The sequence below is a fragment of the Pseudomonas sp. NPDC090203 genome (genome assembly GCF_044746765.1).
Classification (GTDB): Bacteria; Pseudomonadota; Gammaproteobacteria; order Pseudomonadales; family Pseudomonadaceae; genus Aquipseudomonas; species Aquipseudomonas putida_AD.
Genome location: NZ_JBIVCV010000004.1, coordinates 239,446 through 260,075 on the forward strand (window position 1 = coordinate 239,446; position 20,630 = coordinate 260,075).

Consider the following 20,630-nt stretch of genomic DNA (forward strand, 5'->3'; position numbering starts at 1 on the left):
AGGCCTCGCTCGCATTTCTTCGCTTGCCTACTGCAACGCCTGCTTCCCTACGGGAGCCGCACGCTCTACCACCGGCATGTCCTTGACCACCGCCGGCGCGGTTTCGCGCATTTTCACGGCGCACAGCGTCGAGACCACGCCCAAGAGGCTGAACAGGATCGCCGGGCCCATCCAGCCGACCTGCGAGTACAACGCTGTGGCGATGAAGGGCAGGGTGCCTGCGACCAGCGAAGCGCAGTTGTAGCCCAGGGAAATTCCCGAGGAACGCACGTTGGCCGGGAACTGTTCGGTGAACCAGCTGGCTTCCACGGCGAAGATCGGGTCGTGGCTGAGGATCAGCGCCATGGCCACTGCGACGATGATCAGCGGCACGATCCCGGTGTTGATCATCATGAACATCGGGATGCCGAACACGATGGTGAACAGCGAGCCGATCAGGAACACCGGCTTGCGACCGATGCGGTCACTCAGGGCGCCATAGAACAGGTGGCTGCCCAGGCCAATGGCCGAGCCGATCATGGTGCCCCACAGCACGTTCTGCTTGGTGGCGATGCCCGACAGCACGACATAGGACAGCATGAAGCTCGTCGCCAGGTAGTAGCCGCCGGTTTCCGCCAGACGCAGGCCGGCAATCTGCAGCACCTTGCGCCAGTCTTCACGAATCACCTGCAACGCCGGTTGCTTGACCAGGGTGTTTTCAGCCTTGGCTTTTTCAAACTCCGGCGATTCGCTGACGCTCATCCGAATCCACATCCCCACAGCCACCATTACCACCGACGCCAGGAACGGCGCGCGCCAGACCCAGTCACCTTCGAACAGCGCTGCCGACAGCAGGAACGCGCCGTTGGCCATCAGCAGACCCAGGGGAATGCCGATCTGCGGCACCGCGCCGAAGAAACCGCGACGATGGGCCGGTGCGTGTTCGCAGGCCATCAGCACCGCGCCGCCCCATTCGGCACCAAAGCCGATGCCCTGAATCATGCGCAGCAGAATCAGCAATATCGGTGCGATGACCCCGGCTTGCGCGTAGGTAGGCAGCGCCCCGATCAGGACGGTCGCGCCGCCCATGGCCAGCAGCGACCAGAGCAACACGGTCTTGCGCCCCAGACGGTCGCCGAAATGCCCGGCCAGGTAGCCACCCAAGGGGCGCATGAAGAAGCCAACGGCCATGGTCGCAAACGCCGCGAGGATGCCGACGATGGGCTCTGTGGTATGGAAGAACACCTGGCCAAACCAGCCTGCGGCGGCGGTGCCATAGATGAAGAAGTCGTAGCTTTCCACGGCCGAGCCGACCATGGAGGCGAAGGAAACTTTCCCCGCCTTGCTTTCTGTTTGTGCTGACGCCGTCGAGGATGTGCTCATGGCAAACTCCGAACTTTTATTGTTGTTGTAGCGGGCAGTCCAGCGTGTGGATTCTGCCCTGAGTGTTGGAACGGACCTTTACAACTGTATCGGGCTTACTCCCAGGTTTCGATGACCCGGCTGTCGTCGCGCCTGCCCAGCCCTGCGTCAGACGCCTGACTGAAGCGGGCGTGAGCGATGTCGAGCAACGGCACCGCCGCATTGCAGCCTTGCGCGGCAGACGCCACCAGGCCGCTGTCCTTGACGAAGATATCGACCATGCTGGTGACCTGGGTGTCAGTGCCTTCGAGCATGCGCGGCCCGCGATCGGAGAGCATCCACGAACCTCCGGCGCCTTTTTGCACCAGATCCAGCACCCGCGCCGGGTCCAGGCCCAGCGAACGCGCCAGGCTAAGTGCCTCGGCCGCTGCCACCAGATGCACAGAGCACAGGTGTTGGTTGACCACCTTGATCGCCTGGCCGTCGCCGACCTCAGCGCCGGCATCGCGCACTTCGCCCATGCTGCGAAGCACAGGCTCGACGCGCTCAACTGCGGCCTTGGGCCCCGAGGCGAAAATCAGCAGACTGCCAGTGCTTGCCCGCGCCACACCACCGGTGACCGGGGCATCGACCACCTGCACGCCTTTCTCCAGCAGGCGCACCGCCTGTTCACGCACCGAGGCCGGGCCCACGGTGCTCATCACCACCCAATGCTGACCGGGTTTGAGCTCCGTGCACTGGCTGACCAGTGCGTCCAGTTGCGCCGGGGTGGCGACCATCACTACCACCACGTCGGCATCGACGGCCGCGCGCCAGTCAGCGCTGGACTCGATGCCCTGGGCCTGCGCCAGGGCGCGGTTGGCTTCACTCAGTTCGATGCCGACCACGCCGTGGCCCGCCTGCTGGATCTGCCGCGCCATGGGCAGGCCGATGGCGCCAAGACCGATAAATGCAACGTCCATCTTCGCGCTCCTCATGCCAGCCACTGACGGATGTTCGCCGCCATGACCTGAGTGGAAATGCCATAGCGATCATGCAAGGTCGGCAGGGCGCCGGCGTCGAGGTAGGCATCGGGCAGGGCGATCTGCTGGAACGCCGGGCTGACCCGCGCCTTGAGCAGCGTCAGGGCCACGGCCTCGCTCAAACCGCCAACCGTGCTGTGGTTTTCCGCAACCACCACCAGCCGGCCACTGCGGCGGCACTGCTCGATGATGGTGGCTTCGTCCAGCGGCTTGATGGTCGGCACGTGCAGCACCGCGACGTCTGCGCTGCCATCGCCCAACAGCTCGGCGACTTCCAGGGCGCGCATGGTCATGATGCCGCTGGAGATAATCAAAACGTCTTTGCCATCGCGCAGCAGCTTGGCCTTGCCCAGCTCGAATTTATAGTCGTACTGGTCCAGCACCATCGGCACCTTGCCGCGCAGCAGGCGCATGTACACCGGGCCGTTGTATTCGGCGATGGCGGTGACGGCCTGGGCAGTGTCCAGCGCGTCGCACGGGTCGATGACGGTCAGGCCCGGCACGGCACGCATCAGCGCCAGGTCGTCGGTGGCCTGGTGGCTGGGACCGTAACCGGTGGTCAGGCCTGGCAGCGCGGCGCAGATCTTCACGTTGAGGTTTTCTTCGGCGATCACCTGGTGGATGAAGTCATAGGCGCGGCGGGTGGCGAACACGGCGTAGGTGGTGGCGAAGGGGATCAGGCCCTCTTTGGCCATGCCGCCCGCAGCGGCCATCAGCAGTTGCTCGGCCATGCCCATCTGCAGGTGACGCTCGGGGAATTCGCGGCCAAAGATGTGCAGGTCGGTGTACTTGGACAGGTCGGCGGTCATGCCGACAATGCGCGAATCCTTCTGTGCGGCAGCGACCAGCGCATGGCCGAAAGGGGCGGTTTCGGTGCGCTGCCCTTCGCTGGCGATGGAGGCGATCATCGCCGAGGTAGTCAGGCGTGGTTTGTTCATGGTTGGCGTATCCATCTCAGCGTTTCTCCGATTCCAGATGGGACTGGTAGCTGGCATCCAGAACCTTGATCGCGGTCTGCCATTCATCAGGCTCGACGCGAATGAAGTGGTTCTTCTCGCGCACTTCCAGGAAGTCCACGCCTTTGCCCATCAGGGTGTCGAACAGGATCACGCGAGGCTTGGCTTCCTTGAGCGCCATGGCCTCATCGAAAGCAGCGACGACCGCCGCCAGGTCGTTGCCATCGACACGCTGCACATGCCAGCCGAACGCCTGCCATTTGTCGGCCAGGGGTTCGAAATCAAGAACCTCATGGGAGTTGCCGTCGGCCTGCTGTTTATTGAGATCGACCAGGGCAATCAGGTTGCCCAGCTTGTGGTGCGCTGCGGACATGGCTGCTTCCCAGGTCGAGCCTTCGTCCAGCTCGCCATCGGACATGGAGTTGAACACCCACGCCGGGTTGCCTTTCATGCGCAGGCCCAGCGCCATGCCGACGCCGATCGGCAGGCCCTGACCCAGCGAGCCACCGGAGATTTCCATCCCTGGTGTGTAGCTCGCCATGCCGGACATCGGCAGGCGGCTGTCGTCGGAGCCGTAGGTGTCCAGTTCGCTTTCGGGAATGATTTGCGCCTCGATCAGCGCGGCGTAGAGGGCGATTGCGTAGTGCCCGTGGGACAGCAGGAAGCGGTCGCGGCCTTCCCAAAGAGGATCGTTGGGGCGCACCTTCATGGCATGGCAGTAAGCGGTGGCCAGCACATCGGCCCAACCCAGCGCCTGGCCGACGTAACCCTGACCCTGAACCTCGCCCATGCGCAGGGCGAAACGGCGAATGCGCCAGGCATGATGGGCCACACGTGCGAGCGGCTCCATGGCCACTTCGGCACCTCGAGAAATCATCGTCATCTGTAAGTCCTGCTTATTTTTATTAAGAGGCAACCGGTGGTCAGAGATACACGGCAACTAATGTTCTGAATTCATCAAACGCACTGCATCCAACCTGTAATCAAGCTACCATCGGAAAATAAGCCCTTACAAAAGACATTTTTGCAGCAATGACTGAACAAAATTCATTAATTCAGCAGCTTCGCCGAGTGCCGCTTTCATCACTGCGGGTGTTTGAATCGGCGGGCCGCTCTGGCTCGTTCATTCAGGCCGCGCAGGAGCTTGGGATTTCCTCCAGCGCGGTCAGCCACTCGATCCGCAAGCTGGAAGAATCCATCGACATTCAGTTGTTCGAACGCACCACCCGCGAGATCAACCTCACAGCCAAAGGCCGCCTGCTGATGGAGCACGTGCAGCGCGGGCTGGAAGAAATGCAGCGCGGTTTCGTCCTCGCCAAGACCGACGAACCGCCGCCGTTGCGCCTGCACACCGCGCCCAGTTTCGGCATGCAATGGCTGATGCCGCGCCTGCACCGATTCGTTCAGGCCTACCCGGCCATCGACCTGCGCTTTTCCGCGAGCACCGACTATGCGCAGTTCGAGAATGACGACTTCGATCTGGACATCGTCTACGGCGAACCGCGCTCAGCCCTCAACGAAAAAGTGCCCCTGGCCGTGGAGCACCTGACCCCGCTGTGCAGTCCGGAGTTGGCGAAAACCATTCGCACGCCACAGGATTTGTACGAGCACCGGCTGATCCAGTGTGACGTGCAGATGCTGCAATGGAAGGGCTGGTTCGAGGCCAACCACCTGATGTCGCCCCATCACTACGCCCTGCGCTTCGACCGCAGCATCATGGCTATCTCTGCGGCCACCAATGGCATGGGCGTGGTTTTGGAATCAACGTTGCTGGCCCAGACCGAACTGGAAAACGGCACCCTGGTCGCGCCGCTGCGGGCAGTGACCCATGACATTCAGTACATCGGGCATTACCTCGTCTACCCGAAACGGCGGACGAGGCATGAAGCGGCGGAGGTGTTCAAGAAGTGGCTGCTCGACGAACTGGGTGTGCGGCCTGCGGTGGCGGTTCAAGGGTGAACCGCACCGCAGACTAGCGTCTCAACCCGGCTGCGCCGCCAGGCTATTACTCACATTGCGCCCCAGCACCAGCACCGTCACAAACCCACAGCCCACCAAGGCGGTCGCGAGGCTCATCAGCACCGAGGTGCCGAGCTGGTCGACGATCTGTCCGCCGAAGAAGGAGCCCAGCGCGATGATGACCTGGAACAGGGCGACGAACAGCGGCATGCCGCGTTCGACATCCTTGGGTGCTACGACGAACATCCAGATGCTGGCGCAGGCCGGGAAGGCGCCGAAGGCGAAGCCCCAGAGTGCGATGAGCATGGCAGCGCCGGTCATGCCGGTGGCGAAGTAGGGGAACAGGGCGGTGCTGACGCCGATCATCAGCGCCACCAGCAGCAGGGTATGGCGCACGCTGCGGTTGGCGGCGAAACCGGCAAAGATGTTGCCCGCGACACCGGCCACGCCATACAGCAGAAGCAGCGAGCCAATCGTCGGCCCATCGAAGCCTGAGCTGTGCTTGAAGAACGGAGCGACGTAGGTGTACGCGGCAAAGTGCGCCAGACCAATGAGCAATACCGCGATCAGGCCGACCCGGGCCTGCGGGTTGATGAACAGGGCAGGCAGGTCGCTGAAGCGAATGGCCTTGTCCGGATCCAGCCGTGGCAGCAGGAAAATCTGCGCCAGCAGCACCGGCACGCCCACCAGGGCAGTGACCAGGAACGTCATGCGCCAGCCCATCAGGCCGCTGAGCCAGGTGCCCACGGGCACGCCCAGCACGGTGGCCAGGGTGACGCCGATCATGATGATCGAGGTGGCCTGGGCGACACCCACACCCTTGGGCGCCAGCCGACCGCTGAGGGCGATGGCCGTGGCCCAGAAGCCGCCGATGCTGATACCCAGCAGAATGCGGCCGAACAGCAACAGGTTGAAGTCACTGGCATAGGCCACGACCGCGTTGGCGATGATCATGATCAGCGTCAGGCCGATCAGCAGATAGCGACGGTCCATGGCGCCGATACCCACCGACAGCAACGGTGCGGCCAGCGCGGCCATGATGCCGGGCAGGGTCACCATCAGGCCGGCATGGCCTGCGCTGATGCCCAGGTCGCTGGCGACATCATTGAGTACGCCGACCGGCAGAAACTCGCTGGTCACCAGGGCAAAGGCACCCACGGCGACGGAGAGAATCGCCAGCCATTGCTGTTTGACGCTCTGTTGGTTGTGTTCGGGAGGCGTGTGCGGGGCGTGACGGGCGCTTGGCATAAGACTGGGTTCCAAGGAAAGGAGAGATGTCGCCTGAAGGCAGGCGAGGGGAGCGGGGGATTGGCAGGCAATTATAGGAGCCGGTTTCGGCGAGTCCGCAGGCGAGCGGTTCGATAGTAAATATCAGTAGAAATGATAAGAGGTGCTGAATAGAGCGCTCGCCTGGGCGCCGGGGGTAAGCAGGGCCGACCTCCGTCCCGTAGCAGCACGGCTTGCCGGCGAGGCGACTTCATGTACGCCGTCGTAGGCAGGCGTGCTCCTAAAGGGTTGAGGTCAGACCTACACCCCGCAGATATCCGTAGCAGTCCGGCTTGCCGGCGTCGGGGCTCTTGAAGACGCCCGCAGCGAGAGCTCGAAGGACTCAGGCCGTGCGGGCGACCATGCTGCTTTCAGCCGCCGGCGCGATGGGGATCATCGGTTTTCTGGTCATGCTCAGGATCACGATAGCTCCGGTCACCAACAATGCGCCTGCGATGGCGAATGCCCAGTTGTAGCTTCCAGTGGCCGTGATGACGTACCCCGTCACGATCGGCGCGAGCATGCCGAAGACATTCCCGCCCACCACGACGAACGCCATGGCGCGACCCACGTCCCCCGAGCTTGGCAGCAGGTCGTTGAGCAACGAGAAGTTGAGTGAGGTGGTCGAGGCGATGCCTGCCAGGGTCAGAGAAAAAATCAGCACCAGCATGGCAATGTCGTCTGCGAACGGGATCAGCAGGATGCAGCTTGCAACCAGCATGGTCAGCGCGATGACGTTGCGACGTTTGCCCGACGCAGCGCCGCTGCCGTTTTTCAGGTACTGGTCACTGAGCTTGCCGATCACGATGCACAACACCACGGCGGCAGCATAGGGAATGGCCGTGAACAGGCCGCTCTTGGCGATGGTCAGGTGCCGCACTTCCTGCAGGTAGCTAGGCAGCCAGGTCAGGAAAAGATACTGGGTGTAGACGTTGCAGCCCTGAGCGATGGCCAGGCCCCAGAGGGTTGGCGTCTTCAGCAGCTTTTTGAGGCCATAAGCGACATTGGTGGCGTTACCGGCGGTGCTGGTAGCGCGTGTGGCGACGATATGTTCGCGCTCGCCCTGGGCGAGCCATTTAACCTGCTCAGGCTTGTCGTAGAAAAAATACCAGGCCACCAGCCAGACGAAGCCGATAGCGCCGGCGATCACGAAGGACATGCGCCAGCCAAACGCGGCAACCAGTGCAGCCAGAACCACCGAGCAGATGGCAGGGCCTGCGTAGGAGCCGCTGTTGAAGATGGCCGTGATGGTGCCGCGCTCTGTGCCGGGAATCCATTCACGTATGACCTTGGCGCCCACCGGGTTGCTGACCGATTCCCCCGCACCCATGACCAGGCGCGCGGTCAGCAGGCTGGCGAAGCTTGAGGCAGCACCGGTGAGGGCGGTCGCCAGGGACCAGATAAAGATGCCCAGGCCGCCGACGCGTTTGACCCCGTACTTGTCGATCAGCAGGCCGACCGGAATCAGAAAGAGCGCATAGCTCCAGATAAAGGAAGAGAACAGGTAGCCCATCCCCACGGATGTGAGGTGAAACTCTTCAGCGATGGGTTTGGCCGCAATGGAAAGCGCGATGCGATCCATGTAATTGATCATGGCCAGGGAGAACAGGAAGACGGCTATCCAGCCTCTACGGTATGACATGTATTCACCATTATTGTGATTGTGGTGTGTGCGTAACCGGGCTTCAGGCATGGGGTGTTCAGGCGGACACGCATGCGGTGGCTCGTTTCTTGTGGTGAATGCAAAAATGAACTTTGTAACGATATAAGTCAATCTGTGTTTTGTGAAAGGCAGATAAACCCGACGACTAACTTGAGGCATCAGTTGTAGATCGGCGGCCAGGAGGAAGCGCACGCGACCTGGACAGATCGCGTGACAGCTATAGAAGACGTGGGGCAGGGATTATTCGAAGAGAGCGGGGTCGACCTTGTGGCGTCTTGCCTGTTCCAGATGGCGTCGCATCTGGTCTGCAGCGGCCAGTCGGTCGCCTCGTTCCAGGCAATCAAGAATCGCGAGGTGCTCTTCGGCTTGTCCTTTACGAGGGGTACGTGAGCTGGCTTGGCGGTACTCGACAAGGCGTCGCAGTTGGTCAAGACGGCGGACGGTCTGCTGCAGGAAACGGTTTCCGGAACAAGCGGCCAAGGTCTCATGGAATTGAGAGTTGGCCTCGAAAAGCTCCTGAGGCGTCATGGTCAGATAACCGCCGTTGGCGATGAACTCTTGCTGCCGACGGCAAGCTGCCAGGGTTTCGCGGTCGATCTGGAAGCTGGGTGACAGAATCCCCGACGGCTCGATAGTGGCGCGAAAGGAATAGCTTTCTTCGTAGGCCTCGACCGAATCGATCATGGGCAACAGTCGCCAGCCTTGACCTGCACGCTGCTCAACCCAGCCTTCCTGCTGGATCCGCGAAAGCACGGCGCGCAGGGCTGCCCTGGAAACATCGAACTGGCGCATGAACTCGATCTCGGTAAACAGCTCTGGGAGCTGCCTGCTCAGGCGCAGTTCGGCGAACTTGAGGTACAGCGGGTCGTCGGATTTCTCCATCACTTCCGATACCAGGTCGCCCAGGTCATCGCTGGCGCGAGCCAGGAAGAAGCCACGGTTGCGGTCATAGGTCAGCATGCCTTTCTCGACCAGATGCCCCATGGCGAACTTGACCGGCGTGCGCGACACATTGAGCGCCGCGGCCAGTTGTGACTCTACCAGGTGATGGCCGACGGCGAAGCGTTCACGACGCACGTGAGAGACGATGTCACGCGCAATGCGTGCTTGCAGAGGGCTTAGAGGCATTGGATCGGGAACCGGAAAGAGCTGAACCAGAGGGCTGCCATTCTAGCGCGTCATGCCATGCAACGGCAGAGACCATTTCCGGTCTTTGCCGCTTTCTTCTCGCGCACCGCCGGCGCCTCAGCGCACCTGATACAACGGGAATGCGCCAAACAGCAGACCGCCGAGCAGCAAGCCAAAGCTCGCCAGAATGGCCCATTTGAGGGCGAAGCGCTGGTGGTCTCCCAGATCGACCTTGGCCAGCGCAACCAGCAGGTACAGCGAGGGCACCAGAGGGCTCAACAGATGAACAGGCTGGCCCACCACTGACGCACGTGCAATCTCCAGCGGCGTAATGCCGTACTGCGCAGCGGTTTGTGCAATGACCGGCAGGATCCCGAAGTAGAAGGCATCGTTGGACATGAAGAAAGTGAAAGGCAGGCTGACGATCGCGGTAAATACCGCCAGGAATGGCCCGAAGCTTGGCGGGATCACGTACAGCAGGCTCTTGGCCATGGAGTCCACCATACCGGTGCCCGACAGGATCCCGGTGAAGATGCCGGCCGCGAAAATCACGGCAGTGACCGCCAGGACGTTGGCCGCGTGGGCTGCAATCCGCGCCTTCTGGTCTTCGATCTTCGGGTAGTTGAGCATGATGGCCAGGGCGAAACCGACCATGAACAGTATCTGGATCGGCATGACGCCCAGGATCAGGCAGGTGATCAGGGTCAAGGTCAGAATCAGGTTTGGCCAGAACATCTGTGGCCGGCGATTCCCGTCGCAATCCTCGGCAGAGCCGTTGCCCAGCGCCATGGGGCCGTTGTGAACATCATGGAGATGGATGATGCCCAGACGAGCGCGCTCCTTGCGTCCCAGGATCACGGCGGTGAACACCAGGCAGGCGGCGCCGATCAGCATCCCCGGAATCATCGGCACGAAGATGTCCATCGCATCGACATGCAGCGCCGCAGCTGCACGGGCGGTGGGACCACCCCATGGCGAGATGTTCATGATCCCGCTGGCGATGTTGACCAGGCATGTCATGCCCAGAACGCTCATGCCCAGACGCTGGTAAAGCGGCAGGAACGCCGCGCACGCGATCATGTAGGTGGTGGAGCTGTCGCCGTCCAGGGACACCAGCATGGTCAGCACGGCGGTACCGACCAACACCTTTAGAGGGTCGCCCTTCACCAGCTTCAAGATGAAGCGCACCAGGCCGTCGAACAGCCCTGCGTCAATCATGATCCCGAAGTACAGGATCGAGAAGGTCAGCATGACCCCAGTTGGGGCCAGCGTTTTCACGCCGTCGAGCATCATCGCGCCCAGGCCGGCGTAGTGCCCGCCAATCAGGGCGAACAGGATGGGGATCAGGATCAGAGCAATCAACGCCGAGAGGCGCTTGGTCATGATCAGGTACATGAAACAGATGACCATCGAAAAGCCGAGGGTTGTCAGCACGGTCGAACTCCCTTTTTTCGTGAATATGTAGGGCGCCTTTCAGCCAGACGGTCTGCAAGGCAGCCGGCGTGATTCAGGACGAGACAGGCTCGGTGCGAATGGGAGGACGAACGGAGTTGGAGCGCGGGAGCTGGGTCATGGAGGGCCTCAATTTTCTTATGTTTATTGTTGTTCCAGTACCTGTCGGATGCATTGGCGGTGCATGTCGCGACCCATCGTTCAGGTACGTCCGATCTCAGTGGCTGAGTGAACCGGATGAATCAACATTGACCTATATCATTACAAAGTGCAACATCAGCCTCACAAAAACATTGCTTGTACAGCCTGTGAGGATTAGCCAATGCCTGAGTCAAAGGGTCAAACCGTTTCCGCTAACGGAATCGAGTACCGTGTCAGCGACATCCGCGGGGTCGTGACTGACCTGGGCGGTGATTACGCAAAGCTGCCCTACAGCTTGCGCATCCTCGCCGAGAACGTCTTGCGTGGAGAGGCGGACCCTGAAGCCGCGCTGAAAGTCATCTGCGCCCGATCCAGCGCGTTCGACATTCCTTTCCGCCCGGCCCGTGTGGTCCTGCAGGACCTGCTCGGTACGCCAGCGCTGGTCGATCTCGCGGGGCTGCGTGACGCAGTTGCCGAGAAAGGTGGCAACCCACGGCTGGTCAACCCGGTCACCCCGACTCATCTGGTAGTGGATCACTCGCTCAACGTGGAGCGTTGGGGCGATGCCAGTGCCCTGGCCGATAACGAAGCCATCGAGCGCGAACGCAACGCTGAACGTTTCCAGTTTCTCGACTGGTGCAACAAGGCGTTCAGCAACCTGTCGATCATTCCTTCGGGCAAAGGCATCCTTCACCAGATCAACCTGGAACGCCTGACCACTGTGGTAGGTACTCAACGCCGTGATGGCAAGTTGTGGGCGTTCCCCGATACGCTGGTCGGCACTGACAGCCACACCACCATGATCAACGCCATTGGGGTGCTGGGTTGGGGGGTGGGAGGTATCGAGGCGGAGGCTGCGATGCTGGGTAAATCCCTGATGCTGCGCCTGCCCGAGATCGTGGGTGTGCGCCTGGAAGGCACGTTGCCTCAGGGCTATCTGGCAACCGACATCGCACTGGCGCTGACCGAGCTGCTGCGCAAGGCAGGTGTGATCGGCGCGTTTCTGGAGTTCTTCGGGCCCGGTGTTGCGCAGTTGTCCCTGGCTGACCGTGGCACCCTGTCCAACATGGCGCCTGAGTTCGGCGCGACTGCCGCGATGTTCGCGATTGACGATCGCACCCTGCATTATCTGCGCATGACCGGGCGTGGCGGCCAGATATCCGGCCTGACTGAAGCCTATGCCCGCGCCCAGGGCTTGTGGCATGACAGCCTTGGTGCTGCTGAGTACAACCGCGTGGTAACGCTGAATCTCAGCTCTGTGGCACGTTCGATTGCGGGGCCGAAGCAGCCACATCAGCGGATCGTATTGGGTCAAAAAGCTCCGGCGACCAACCTACCAGTTGGCTTGGACAACGGCTCGGTTGTGCTCGCCGCTATCACTAGCTGCACCAACACTTCCAATCCGCGCGGTGTGATCGCCGCCGGCCTGGTTGCTCGAAACGCACGCAAACGTGGCTTGAAGCGTGCCCCTTGGGTCAAGACGTCCTTTGCACCGGGCTCGATGGTTGTTTCTGATTACCTTGAGCGTTCCGGGCTCAACGAAGATCTCGACGCATTAGGTTTCAACCTGGTCGGCTATGGCTGCACCACCTGTAACGGTATGTCGGGCCCGCTGCTCAGCCCTGAGATCGAAGAAGAGATCCGCACCCGCAAGCTGGAAACCGTGGCGGCGACGTCCGGTAATCGTAACTTCGAAGGCCGTGTTCACCCGTTGGCTCGCGAAGTATTCATCATGTCGCCGCCGCTGATCGTGGCTTACGCCATCGCCGGTACCTACCGGATCGATCCGGAAAAAGATGCGCTGGGTCTGGACGACAACGGCGTTCCTGTCTACCTGCACGAGCTGTGGCCAAGCGATGAAGAACTGACTCGAATCGAGGCGGACAACCTGACCGCCGACCTGTTCGACAAGGCCTATGAAGACGTCCCTCGCGAAGCCGGCCTGATTGCCAGCGACCTGCGCGCTGGCGTCAGCGACCAGTACCCATGGCAAGCGAACAGCACCTATATCCGCAAACCTCCTTACTGGAGCGATGCGGTAACGGCCACCGATACGCGCAAAGACCTGAGCAACATGCGCGTTCTCGCCATGCTGTCGGACAACATCACCACCGACCACATTTCTCCATCGGGTGCGATTCTCCCCGAAAGTGATGCGGGGCAGTATTTGCAATCCCACGGCATCGCCGCGCCTGACTTCAATTCCTACGGCACACGTCGTGGCAACCACGAGGCAGCGCAGCGCGCCACGTTTGCCAGCCCGCGCCTGAAGAACGAGCTCCTCGAAGACGGTCGCGAAGGCCCTTGGACGCTGCTGCTGCCGGAGAAAGAAGTCACCACGATCTTCCAGGCTGCCGAAATCTACGCGGATCGCAAACAGTCCCTGATCGTTGTCGCCGGCAAAGAGTACGGCAGCGGTTCCTCCCGCGACTGGGCAGCCAAAGGTCCACGCCTGCTGGGTGTGCGCGTGGTAGTGGCTGAGAGCTTCGAGCGTATCCACCGTACCAACCTGGCGGGTCTCGGCATTCTCCCGCTGCAGTTCGAGCAGGGTGTTTCGCGTCAAAGCCTGGGTCTGAATGGGCGCGAAACCTTCAGCGTGGAGGGCATCACCGATGACTTCCAGCCAGGCGCCAGGGTCACTCTGGTCATCGAGCGCGAAAACGGCGAAACCGAGCGCGTCACTGTCGTGAGTCGTCTGGATACCTTCGAGGATGTTCGCTACTTCCGCAGCGGTGGCCTGTTGCCGCAGTTGCTGATCGAAAGCATGAAGAACGCATCCGCCCAGTGACGCGGCGCTGATTTGTCACAGGAGATAACAAATGACTCAAAGACGTATTCCAGCCGTGTACATGCGTGGCGGCTCCAGCAAGGGTGTGTTCTTTCTCGACAAGGATCTGCCGCCTGCAGGCCAAGAGCGTGATGCCATCCTGCTCCGGGTGATCGGCAGCCCGGATGTCTACGGCAAGCAGATCGACGGAATGGGCGGTGCGACCTCCAGTACCAGCAAGGTCGTGGTTATCGGCAAATCGAGCCGTGAGGATTGCGACGTTGATTACCTGTTCGGGGCTCCGGCCATCGAGACCCCAGTGATCGACTGGTCGGGCAACTGTGGCAATCTGAGCTCGGCAGTCGGCCCATACGCCATCTCTGAATGTCTGGTAGATGCGCCTCGCGATGGCATCGCCGTCGTGCGGATCTGGCAGGCCAATATCCAGAAGCGCATCATTGCCCACGTACCGATGCGCAACGGCGAGGTGCAGGAGGAAGGTGACTTCGTGCTCGACGGCGTGGCGTTCCCCGCTGCGGAAGTCGTGCTGGAGTTTCTCAAACCTGGCGGCTCGGACGGCAGCATCCTGCCGACCGGCAACGCCATTGACGAACTGGACATTCCGGGCGTTGGCAATATGCCCGTCACCTTGTTGAACGCTGGCAACCCTACCATCTTCATTGACGCAGAAAGGGTAGGGCTCAAGGGCACTGAAACCCAGGAGCAAGTCAACGGCGACTCTGAACTGCTCGCCCGCTGCGAAACGATCCGCGCACACTGCACCGTTGCCATGGGTCTGGCCGCCAGTGCCGACGAGGCAACGCGCCTGCGCCCTCACACGCCCAAGCTGTGCTTTGTGGCCAGGCCTCAGGCCTATCAGGCTGCGGGCGGCAAGTTCGTTGAGCCGGGCGACATCGACGTCATCGCCCGCATATTGTCGATGGGCAAGCTGCACCACGCAATTACCGGAACCGGAGCAGTCGCGGTTGCCGTTGCGGCCGCGCTGGATGGGACGCTGGTGAACCGTATCGTTGGCGATAACGGGGAGCGTCAGGTTCGGATGGGGCATACCGCAGGCAGCGTCGCCGTAGGCGCAAAAACTGTGCTGGAAGATGGCGCCTGGGCGGTGGACAAGGCCGTGATGAGCCGCAGCGCCCGGCGGTTGATGGAAGGCTGGGTGCTAATTCCTGAAGTCCTCTGATTCAGCCTGTGCTCATGCTGGGGGCGCCCGGCATGAGCCCATCGACCCCGCGGCACATGCTGCTTGAACCGGTGATGAATGCAAAATGACCCATGACATATCTTCGCAGACTCCTCGCTTCGCTTACGTTGGATCACGCACGACCCGGGAGCGAAACGCCCGTGGCGCAGGGATCACTGTGTACCGTTATGCACCGCAAACGGGTGCGTGCACATTGGTTCAGACGCTCAGTGATCTGGTGAACCCGTCGTTCTTGACCTTCGATCACTCGCAGTCCCATCTGTACTGCGTCCACGGTGATCTCAGCGAGGTAAGCTCATTCGCCATTGATGGGAAGACCGGTGAGTTGACCCGTCTCAATACGGTAGGCACCCGGGGCAGGAATCCCGTTCATCTCAGCGTCGATCCTGCGGGCAGGTTCCTGGCCGTCGCCAACTACGCAGCTGGCAGCTTCGCCGTCTTGCCGATTCAGGAGGGTGGCAGCCTCGGCGAGCTTGCCCACCTTGAGTCGCTGCCCGGAGAGCCAGGTCCGCATAAAGTGGAGCAAGGCAGCTCCCATCCACACATGATTCCGTTCGACCCGTCCGGACGATTCCTGGTCATCCCCGACAAAGGTCTGGATAGCGTCTTCGTCTATCGCGTGCAGCAGACCAACGGGCAGTACGGTGTCAGCCAGGTCAGCATGGTCAAGGCTCGGGAAGGTTCAGGCCCGCGTCATGTGGTGTTCACACCAACGGGCAAACACGCCTATGTGGTGAACGAACTCGACAGCAGCGTCACAGCCTACGCTTATGACTCAGAGCACGGTTCGCTCACGGCCAGGGAGATCGTTTCGACGCTGCCATCGGAATTCACCGGCGACAGTCGCGCCGCGGCGATAGTGATGGCGCCGTCCGGGAAATACCTCTACGTGTCGAACCGCGGCCATGACAGCGTGACGATCCTCGCGATCAAGGCTGATGGAGCACTGACCGTCACGGGTCATGCGTCGTCGCAAGGCCGCAAGCCGCGTTTCATGAGCCTGACCCCAGACGGCACGCGTCTGTTTGTCGCCAACGAAGAGGACGACACCATACTGAGCTTCAACGTTAACCCGCACTCGGGTGCGCTCACTTCCAGTGGTCAGGTCATCGAGACCGGCAGCCCGGTGTGCATGATTTTCAAGACCTGAAATTGCAAAGGAGCGATTCCCTGTGGAATTTGATCTTGCTGCCGTACGAAAGGACATCGCTCCGCATGGAGAGCTGCGGGTTGCAATCAATCTCGGTAATCCGGTGCTGGCACAGCGTGACGAAAGCACTGGAGCGCTTTCGGGCGTGTCGGTGGCGTTGGCAACAGCGCTCGCGCATGAGCTCGACATTGACCTGTGCATGACGGCGTATGATGCCGCCGGCAAAGTCTTCGCTGCGCTCGAAGCGCAGGCCTGGGATCTCGCATTCCTCGCCATTGAACCAGTCAGGGCTGAGAAAATCGCCTTTTCAAGTCCCTACGTCTGCATTGACGGCACCTACCTGGTAAAAAATGAGAGCCCATTCCACCGCGCCGCAGCTCTGGATGCGTTGGGTTGCCGAATCGCTGTGGGGAAGGGCGCTGCCTACGATTTGTTCCTGTCCCGCACGCTGAACAATGCCGAGCTGGTTCGAGCGCCGACTTCGGCCAGCGCCGTTGACACCTTTCTGGACCTTGGCCTGGATGCCGCAGCCGGTGTTCGCCAGCCGCTGGAACGCTTCGCCAGAACAACATCAGGCGTCAGGGTGCTGAACGACAACTTCACCGAAATCCGCCAGGCCATGGCTGTTCCAAAAGGCAGGAAGACGGCCGCCGGTTACGTTCAAGGTTTCATCAATCGATGTCTGCGTAGCGGCCTGGTCGCCAGCGCCCTGGACGCCAGTGGCGGACGTGATGCGCGGGTTGCACAACCCGGCTCGGAATGAATCAGCAAACGTTCAAGGCGGGTGACCACCGAAAAGACTACAAGCCCCCAGAACGGAGGCTCGTTGGTAAAGGCCCGAATCAGTACTTCCAGGTCACCGACGCCGTCACGTTACGCGGCGCGCCGTAGTTGCTCGCGGTGCCGCTGTACAGCGACGTCAGGTATTTGCGGTCGGTGACGTTGTTGAGGTTCAGCGCTGTGCTCCAGTTGCGGTCGATGTCGTAGCTGGCCATCAGATCGACCAGGGCGTAGGCGTTCTGGCGGATCACGCTGATGTTGTCGTTCTGGATACCGCTCTGCCAGCTGACGCGAGTACCGATCCGGGCTTGCGGCATGCCGGGCAGGCGGTAGGTCGCCATGCCGTGGAAGCTGTGGGTCGGGACGTAGCGGCGGGTCTTGTCACCGTCGTCGTTCTCGATGTGCACGTAGGTGTAGCCCGCCAGCAGATCCAGGCCTGGCAGCGCTTCGCCCGAGGCTTCGAGCTCGATGCCGTGGCTCTTGTAGTCGCCGGTGAAGTAGCGGAATTGCGAGCCGACCTGAATGAAGTCGGACGACGCCACGTTGCTCTGCTCGGTCTTGAATACTGCTGCGGTGAGGTTCAGGCGCTGGTCAAACATGGTGCCCTTGACGCCCGCTTCCAGACTCTTGCCTTCGAGTGGGTCGAGCACCTTGCCGTCCACGCCGACTGTGCCGAACTGCGGATTGTAGATCTGCGTCCAGCTGGTGTAGAGCGTCCAGTCCTGGTTCAGGTCATACACCAGGCCGGTGTACGGCGTGACCTTGCCGTGCTCGCGCTGGGCGTGGTCGACGCCGTAGCTTTCGCCGCTGCCGTCGGTGCTGAGCATGCGTGCGCCGGCGATCCAGTGCAGGTCGTCGGCGAGGCTGAAGCGGGCGCCGGCGAACAGGCTCTTCTGCCGGTCAACGATGTTCTGGGTATTGATGTCGCTGGTAAAGAGGAATTGCGGCGGCGTTTCTGTGCCCGCCAGGATGCTGGCGAACGAGGTGTGGTAATAGCCCGTCTCGGCGGCATCGTACTCGCGCGCTTTCTGGTGCGTGCGGCCGTAGGTGGCGCCGAAGGTCAGCTCGTGATCACGCCCGAAGAGGCTGAACGGGCCGGAGACTTTCGCCTCGCCGATCAACTGGTGGGAGCGGCCGGAGGTCTGCGCCGCGAACGCCAGCGCATCGTCATCGGTGACGCTGGCGACGTAGAGCATGTTGGAGTTCTGGTATTCGGTGATGCCGGTGCCGGTCAGCGTGGCATTCCAGCCGTTGCCGAAATCATGCTTGAGTTCGGCAAACACACGCTGGGTATGGATGTTCCAGTAGCTCCATGGCTGGCCGACGTTGGAGCTGCGGCTTGAGTAATGGATTGGGTTGTTACTGGTGTCCACCAGCGGCAGGTTGCCCCAGGTGCTGCCGTTGGAATCGCTGTTGTGCTGCGAGAAACCTACGGTCAGGGTATCGGCATCGGACAGGTCGAATGCCAGCAGGCCGGCCGCGACGTTTTTCTCGTGGCTGTAGCGGTCCATCCACGAGTTGCCCTTGTCATGGGCGTAGATGAAGCGGCCGCGCACGTTGCCGGTTTCGGTCAGGGGACCTGAGACATCGACATCGATGCGACGGCTGTCCCACGAGCCGACGCTGGTGTCGATCTGTGCCTGGAACTCCCTGGTCGGGCGCTTGCGCACGAAGTTGACCGTGGCCGACGGGTTGCCCGTTCCGCTCATCAAACCGTTGGCGCCGTGCAGGATGTCGATCTGCTCGTATTCGGCCATGTCCAGGTCACCGTTGAGGATGGTCTGGGTGAACGGCATGTTCATGCCATCGAATTCGAAGCTGTTGATTTCAAAGCCGCGGGAAGTGAACTCAGTGCGGTCGCTTTCGCTCTGCTCAACGGTCACCGAGGGCGCCGAGCGCAGGGCGTCCTTGACGCTGTTGGTCTTGTAATCGTTCATCTGCGCGCGGGTGATGGTGGTGATCGCCTGCGGCGTTTCCTTGTTGCTCAACCCCATCTTGGTGGTGCTGGTGGCCGGCTTTCCTACGTATCCCACGCTCTGCGCGTCGTTCTGAGCGGCAACGTCCTGGATCTCCGTTGCGGGAAGCGTCAGGTCATCGGCGGCTTGTGCCAACGGCAAAACGCTGACAGCACCGGCGAAGAGGAAACTGGCGGGAAAACGAGGATTCACGATCAAAACACCTGAAGAAGGAAAGATTTGCGCGATTCTGAATGAAAATGAGAATGATAACTAGATGTGTCGTTAACAATCTTTTGACATTTATTTCACATGTCATGTGGGTACAGGTTTGTATCCGAACCCACACAATCAGGCCGCTTCAGGTCGGTCGATGCGGTGTGGGTGCAGCACAGGTGCCGTAGTGGGTTTTGGTCAAGAATCGAAACCGATGCCCAAGGCGTCGAAGCTCTTGAGCAGCAGGTCGCGATGGCCGTCGCGGTCTTCGCGAGCCAGTGAGCGCTGCGCCATCTTCACGCCGACGTAGCGCAGCGGCTCGGGGGGAAAGCGAAAGGGTGGCGTGGAGGTCATCGCCAGCTCGGTGCGTTCGGTGCGCTCACCGGACAGCAAATCGAGCATGTTCTGCGCCGCAAAACGACTTGCCGATACGCCCTGGCCGGTAAAGCCCAAGGCATAGGCGACGCGGCCCTGATGCTCGCAGCCGGTGAACAATGTGGTGCGGGCCGAGGTGTCGATGATGCCGCCCCAGGCATGGCTGAACGAGACGTCCTGCAAGGCCGGGAAGGCCTGGCGAAATTGCAGCGCCAGGCGATTGAAACTCTCGGGGCGCTGCGTCAGGTGTTCATCCCGGCGGCCGCCGAAGTGGTAAACCGCATCAAAGCCACCCCAGAGAATCCGGTTGTCCGCCGTCTTGCGCAGGTAGTGAAACTGGTTGCCGGCGTCGGCGATACCATAGCGCCCCCGCCAGCCAATCGTGTGCAGTTGCGCATCGCTCAAGGGCTCGGTGACCAGCGCGTAGTCGTAGACCGGGATCACGCTTGAAGACAGTTGACCCAGCAATGGCGGGGCGATGTTGGTCGCCAGTGCCACTTTACCCGCGCGAGCCTGGGCCTCTGCGGTGCGGATCAACAGGCCGTCGTGTTCGGAGCGCAATTCAAGCACAGGGCTGTTTTCGAACAACAGCACCCCTTGCTCAAGGCAGACGCGGCGAAGCTCTGTCACCATCCTGACCGGGTTGAGCAGCGCGTAGTTGGGTTCGAACAGACCCGCCCGGTAAACGGGGGAGTCGAGGCGTTGGCTGAGGGCGTCTGCTTCAAGCCACTCACATTCGATGCCCAGGCGTGCGTAGTTGCGTTGCATCGAGCGCAACCCTTCGATTTGCCAGGGTTGGCTGGCCAGGTTGAGTTTGCCCTCCCGTTCGAACTCGACCTGCATGCCCAGGCGACGGATGTCATCGGCCATCTCGTCGAGGTTCTGCCGGCCAAGACGAATAAGCCGCTCGGCCTCCGCTGGCCAGCGCTTGAAGGCGTTGCCGACGCCGTGGGAAATGCTTGGCGCACAGAATCCACCATTGCGCCCGCTGGCTTCGGAGCCGCAACGTCGCGCTTCGATCACCGCGATACTGCGCGCCGGCCAGCGCTGACGAGCCAGCAGGGCAGTCCACAGGCCAGTGAACCCGCCGCCAACCACCACCAGATCGAAGTGCGCAGCGCCAGTCATGGCGGGGCAGGGCGGGGGTTGTGAAACGCTGTCAATCCAGTAAGGTCTGGGTTGGGCATTGGCCAGCGAAGCGTGCAACTTGGGCGCGTTCATGGAAAGCTCCGGCGGG

Annotated in this window: 15 protein-coding genes; 5 read left to right on the forward strand and 10 right to left on the reverse strand. The window is 61.4% G+C overall.

From position 1 onward, the window contains the following. Positions 1–27: 27 nt before the first annotated feature. The 4 genes from ACIPO9_RS08990 to ACIPO9_RS09005 form a co-directional block, all read right to left on the reverse strand. Positions 28–1,362 (reverse strand): MFS transporter, encoded by a 1,335-nt coding sequence (locus ACIPO9_RS08990; protein WP_400780190.1) that lies wholly within the window; start codon positions 1,360–1,362, stop codon positions 28–30. 95 nt (positions 1,363–1,457) lie between these two features. After that, positions 1,458–2,303: an NAD(P)-dependent oxidoreductase gene (locus ACIPO9_RS08995; RefSeq protein WP_400780191.1), complete on the reverse strand. Its 846-nt coding sequence runs from the start codon at positions 2,301–2,303 to the stop codon at positions 1,458–1,460. 11 nt (positions 2,304–2,314) lie between these two features. Further along, positions 2,315–3,316: a transketolase family protein gene (locus ACIPO9_RS09000; RefSeq protein ID WP_400780193.1), complete on the reverse strand. Its 1,002-nt coding sequence runs from the start codon at positions 3,314–3,316 to the stop codon at positions 2,315–2,317. Position 3,317: 1 nt separating this feature from the next. Beyond that, positions 3,318–4,196, reverse strand: a complete 879-nt coding sequence (locus ACIPO9_RS09005) for a transketolase (protein WP_400780523.1) — start codon at positions 4,194–4,196, stop codon at positions 3,318–3,320. A 194-nt stretch (positions 4,197–4,390) separates the two neighbouring features. On the opposite strand from ACIPO9_RS09005, the gene ACIPO9_RS09010 reads away from it, so the two are divergent. Then, positions 4,391–5,278: a LysR substrate-binding domain-containing protein gene (locus tag ACIPO9_RS09010; protein WP_400780194.1), complete on the forward strand. Its 888-nt coding sequence runs from the start codon at positions 4,391–4,393 to the stop codon at positions 5,276–5,278. Between the two features lie 21 nt (positions 5,279–5,299). On the opposite strand, the gene ACIPO9_RS09015 is transcribed toward ACIPO9_RS09010, so the two are convergent. From ACIPO9_RS09015 to ACIPO9_RS09030, 4 genes are all read right to left on the reverse strand, one after another. Then, on the reverse strand, positions 5,300–6,526 hold the full coding sequence (locus ACIPO9_RS09015; protein WP_274130518.1) for an MFS transporter: 1,227 nt from the start codon (positions 6,524–6,526) through the stop codon (positions 5,300–5,302). A gap of 361 nt (positions 6,527–6,887) precedes the next feature. Further along, entirely contained in the window at positions 6,888–8,186 is a 1,299-nt protein-coding gene (locus tag ACIPO9_RS09020; protein ID WP_400780197.1) for an MFS transporter, read from the reverse strand. A 261-nt stretch (positions 8,187–8,447) separates the two neighbouring features. Then, complete coding sequence (locus tag ACIPO9_RS09025) at positions 8,448–9,335, reverse strand: GntR family transcriptional regulator (RefSeq protein WP_274130516.1); 888 nt, start codon at positions 9,333–9,335, stop codon at positions 8,448–8,450. A gap of 117 nt (positions 9,336–9,452) precedes the next feature. Further along, a complete protein-coding gene (locus ACIPO9_RS09030; RefSeq protein ID WP_400780199.1) occupies positions 9,453–10,769 on the reverse strand; it encodes a CitMHS family transporter in 1,317 nt (438 codons plus the stop codon). Between the two features lie 340 nt (positions 10,770–11,109). Between ACIPO9_RS09030 and ACIPO9_RS09035 the strand changes: the two genes are divergently transcribed. The 4 genes from ACIPO9_RS09035 to ACIPO9_RS09050 all read left to right on the forward strand — a co-directional run bounded on the left by ACIPO9_RS09035 (position 11,110) and on the right by ACIPO9_RS09050 (position 16,830). Continuing rightward, positions 11,110–13,716, forward strand: coding sequence for an aconitate hydratase (locus ACIPO9_RS09035; protein WP_400780201.1), 2,607 nt, complete (start codon positions 11,110–11,112; stop codon positions 13,714–13,716). 31 nt (positions 13,717–13,747) lie between these two features. Then, complete coding sequence (gene prpF, locus ACIPO9_RS09040) at positions 13,748–14,896, forward strand: 2-methylaconitate cis-trans isomerase PrpF (protein WP_400780203.1); 1,149 nt, start codon at positions 13,748–13,750, stop codon at positions 14,894–14,896. Positions 14,897–14,981: 85 nt separating this feature from the next. After that, positions 14,982–16,067, forward strand: coding sequence for a lactonase family protein (locus ACIPO9_RS09045; RefSeq protein WP_400780205.1), 1,086 nt, complete (start codon positions 14,982–14,984; stop codon positions 16,065–16,067). A gap of 22 nt (positions 16,068–16,089) precedes the next feature. Continuing rightward, on the forward strand, positions 16,090–16,830 hold the full coding sequence (locus tag ACIPO9_RS09050) for a transporter substrate-binding domain-containing protein (protein ID WP_400780207.1): 741 nt from the start codon (positions 16,090–16,092) through the stop codon (positions 16,828–16,830). Between the two features lie 79 nt (positions 16,831–16,909). Here ACIPO9_RS09050 and ACIPO9_RS09055 read toward each other — a convergent pair whose 3' ends face one another. Both ACIPO9_RS09055 and ACIPO9_RS09060 read right to left on the reverse strand, forming a co-directional pair. Further along, on the reverse strand, positions 16,910–19,015 hold the full coding sequence (locus ACIPO9_RS09055; protein ID WP_400780209.1) for a TonB-dependent siderophore receptor: 2,106 nt from the start codon (positions 19,013–19,015) through the stop codon (positions 16,910–16,912). Positions 19,016–19,216: 201 nt separating this feature from the next. Continuing rightward, positions 19,217–20,614: an NAD(P)/FAD-dependent oxidoreductase gene (locus ACIPO9_RS09060; RefSeq protein ID WP_400780210.1), complete on the reverse strand. Its 1,398-nt coding sequence runs from the start codon at positions 20,612–20,614 to the stop codon at positions 19,217–19,219. Between the last annotated feature and the right edge of the window lie 16 nt (positions 20,615–20,630).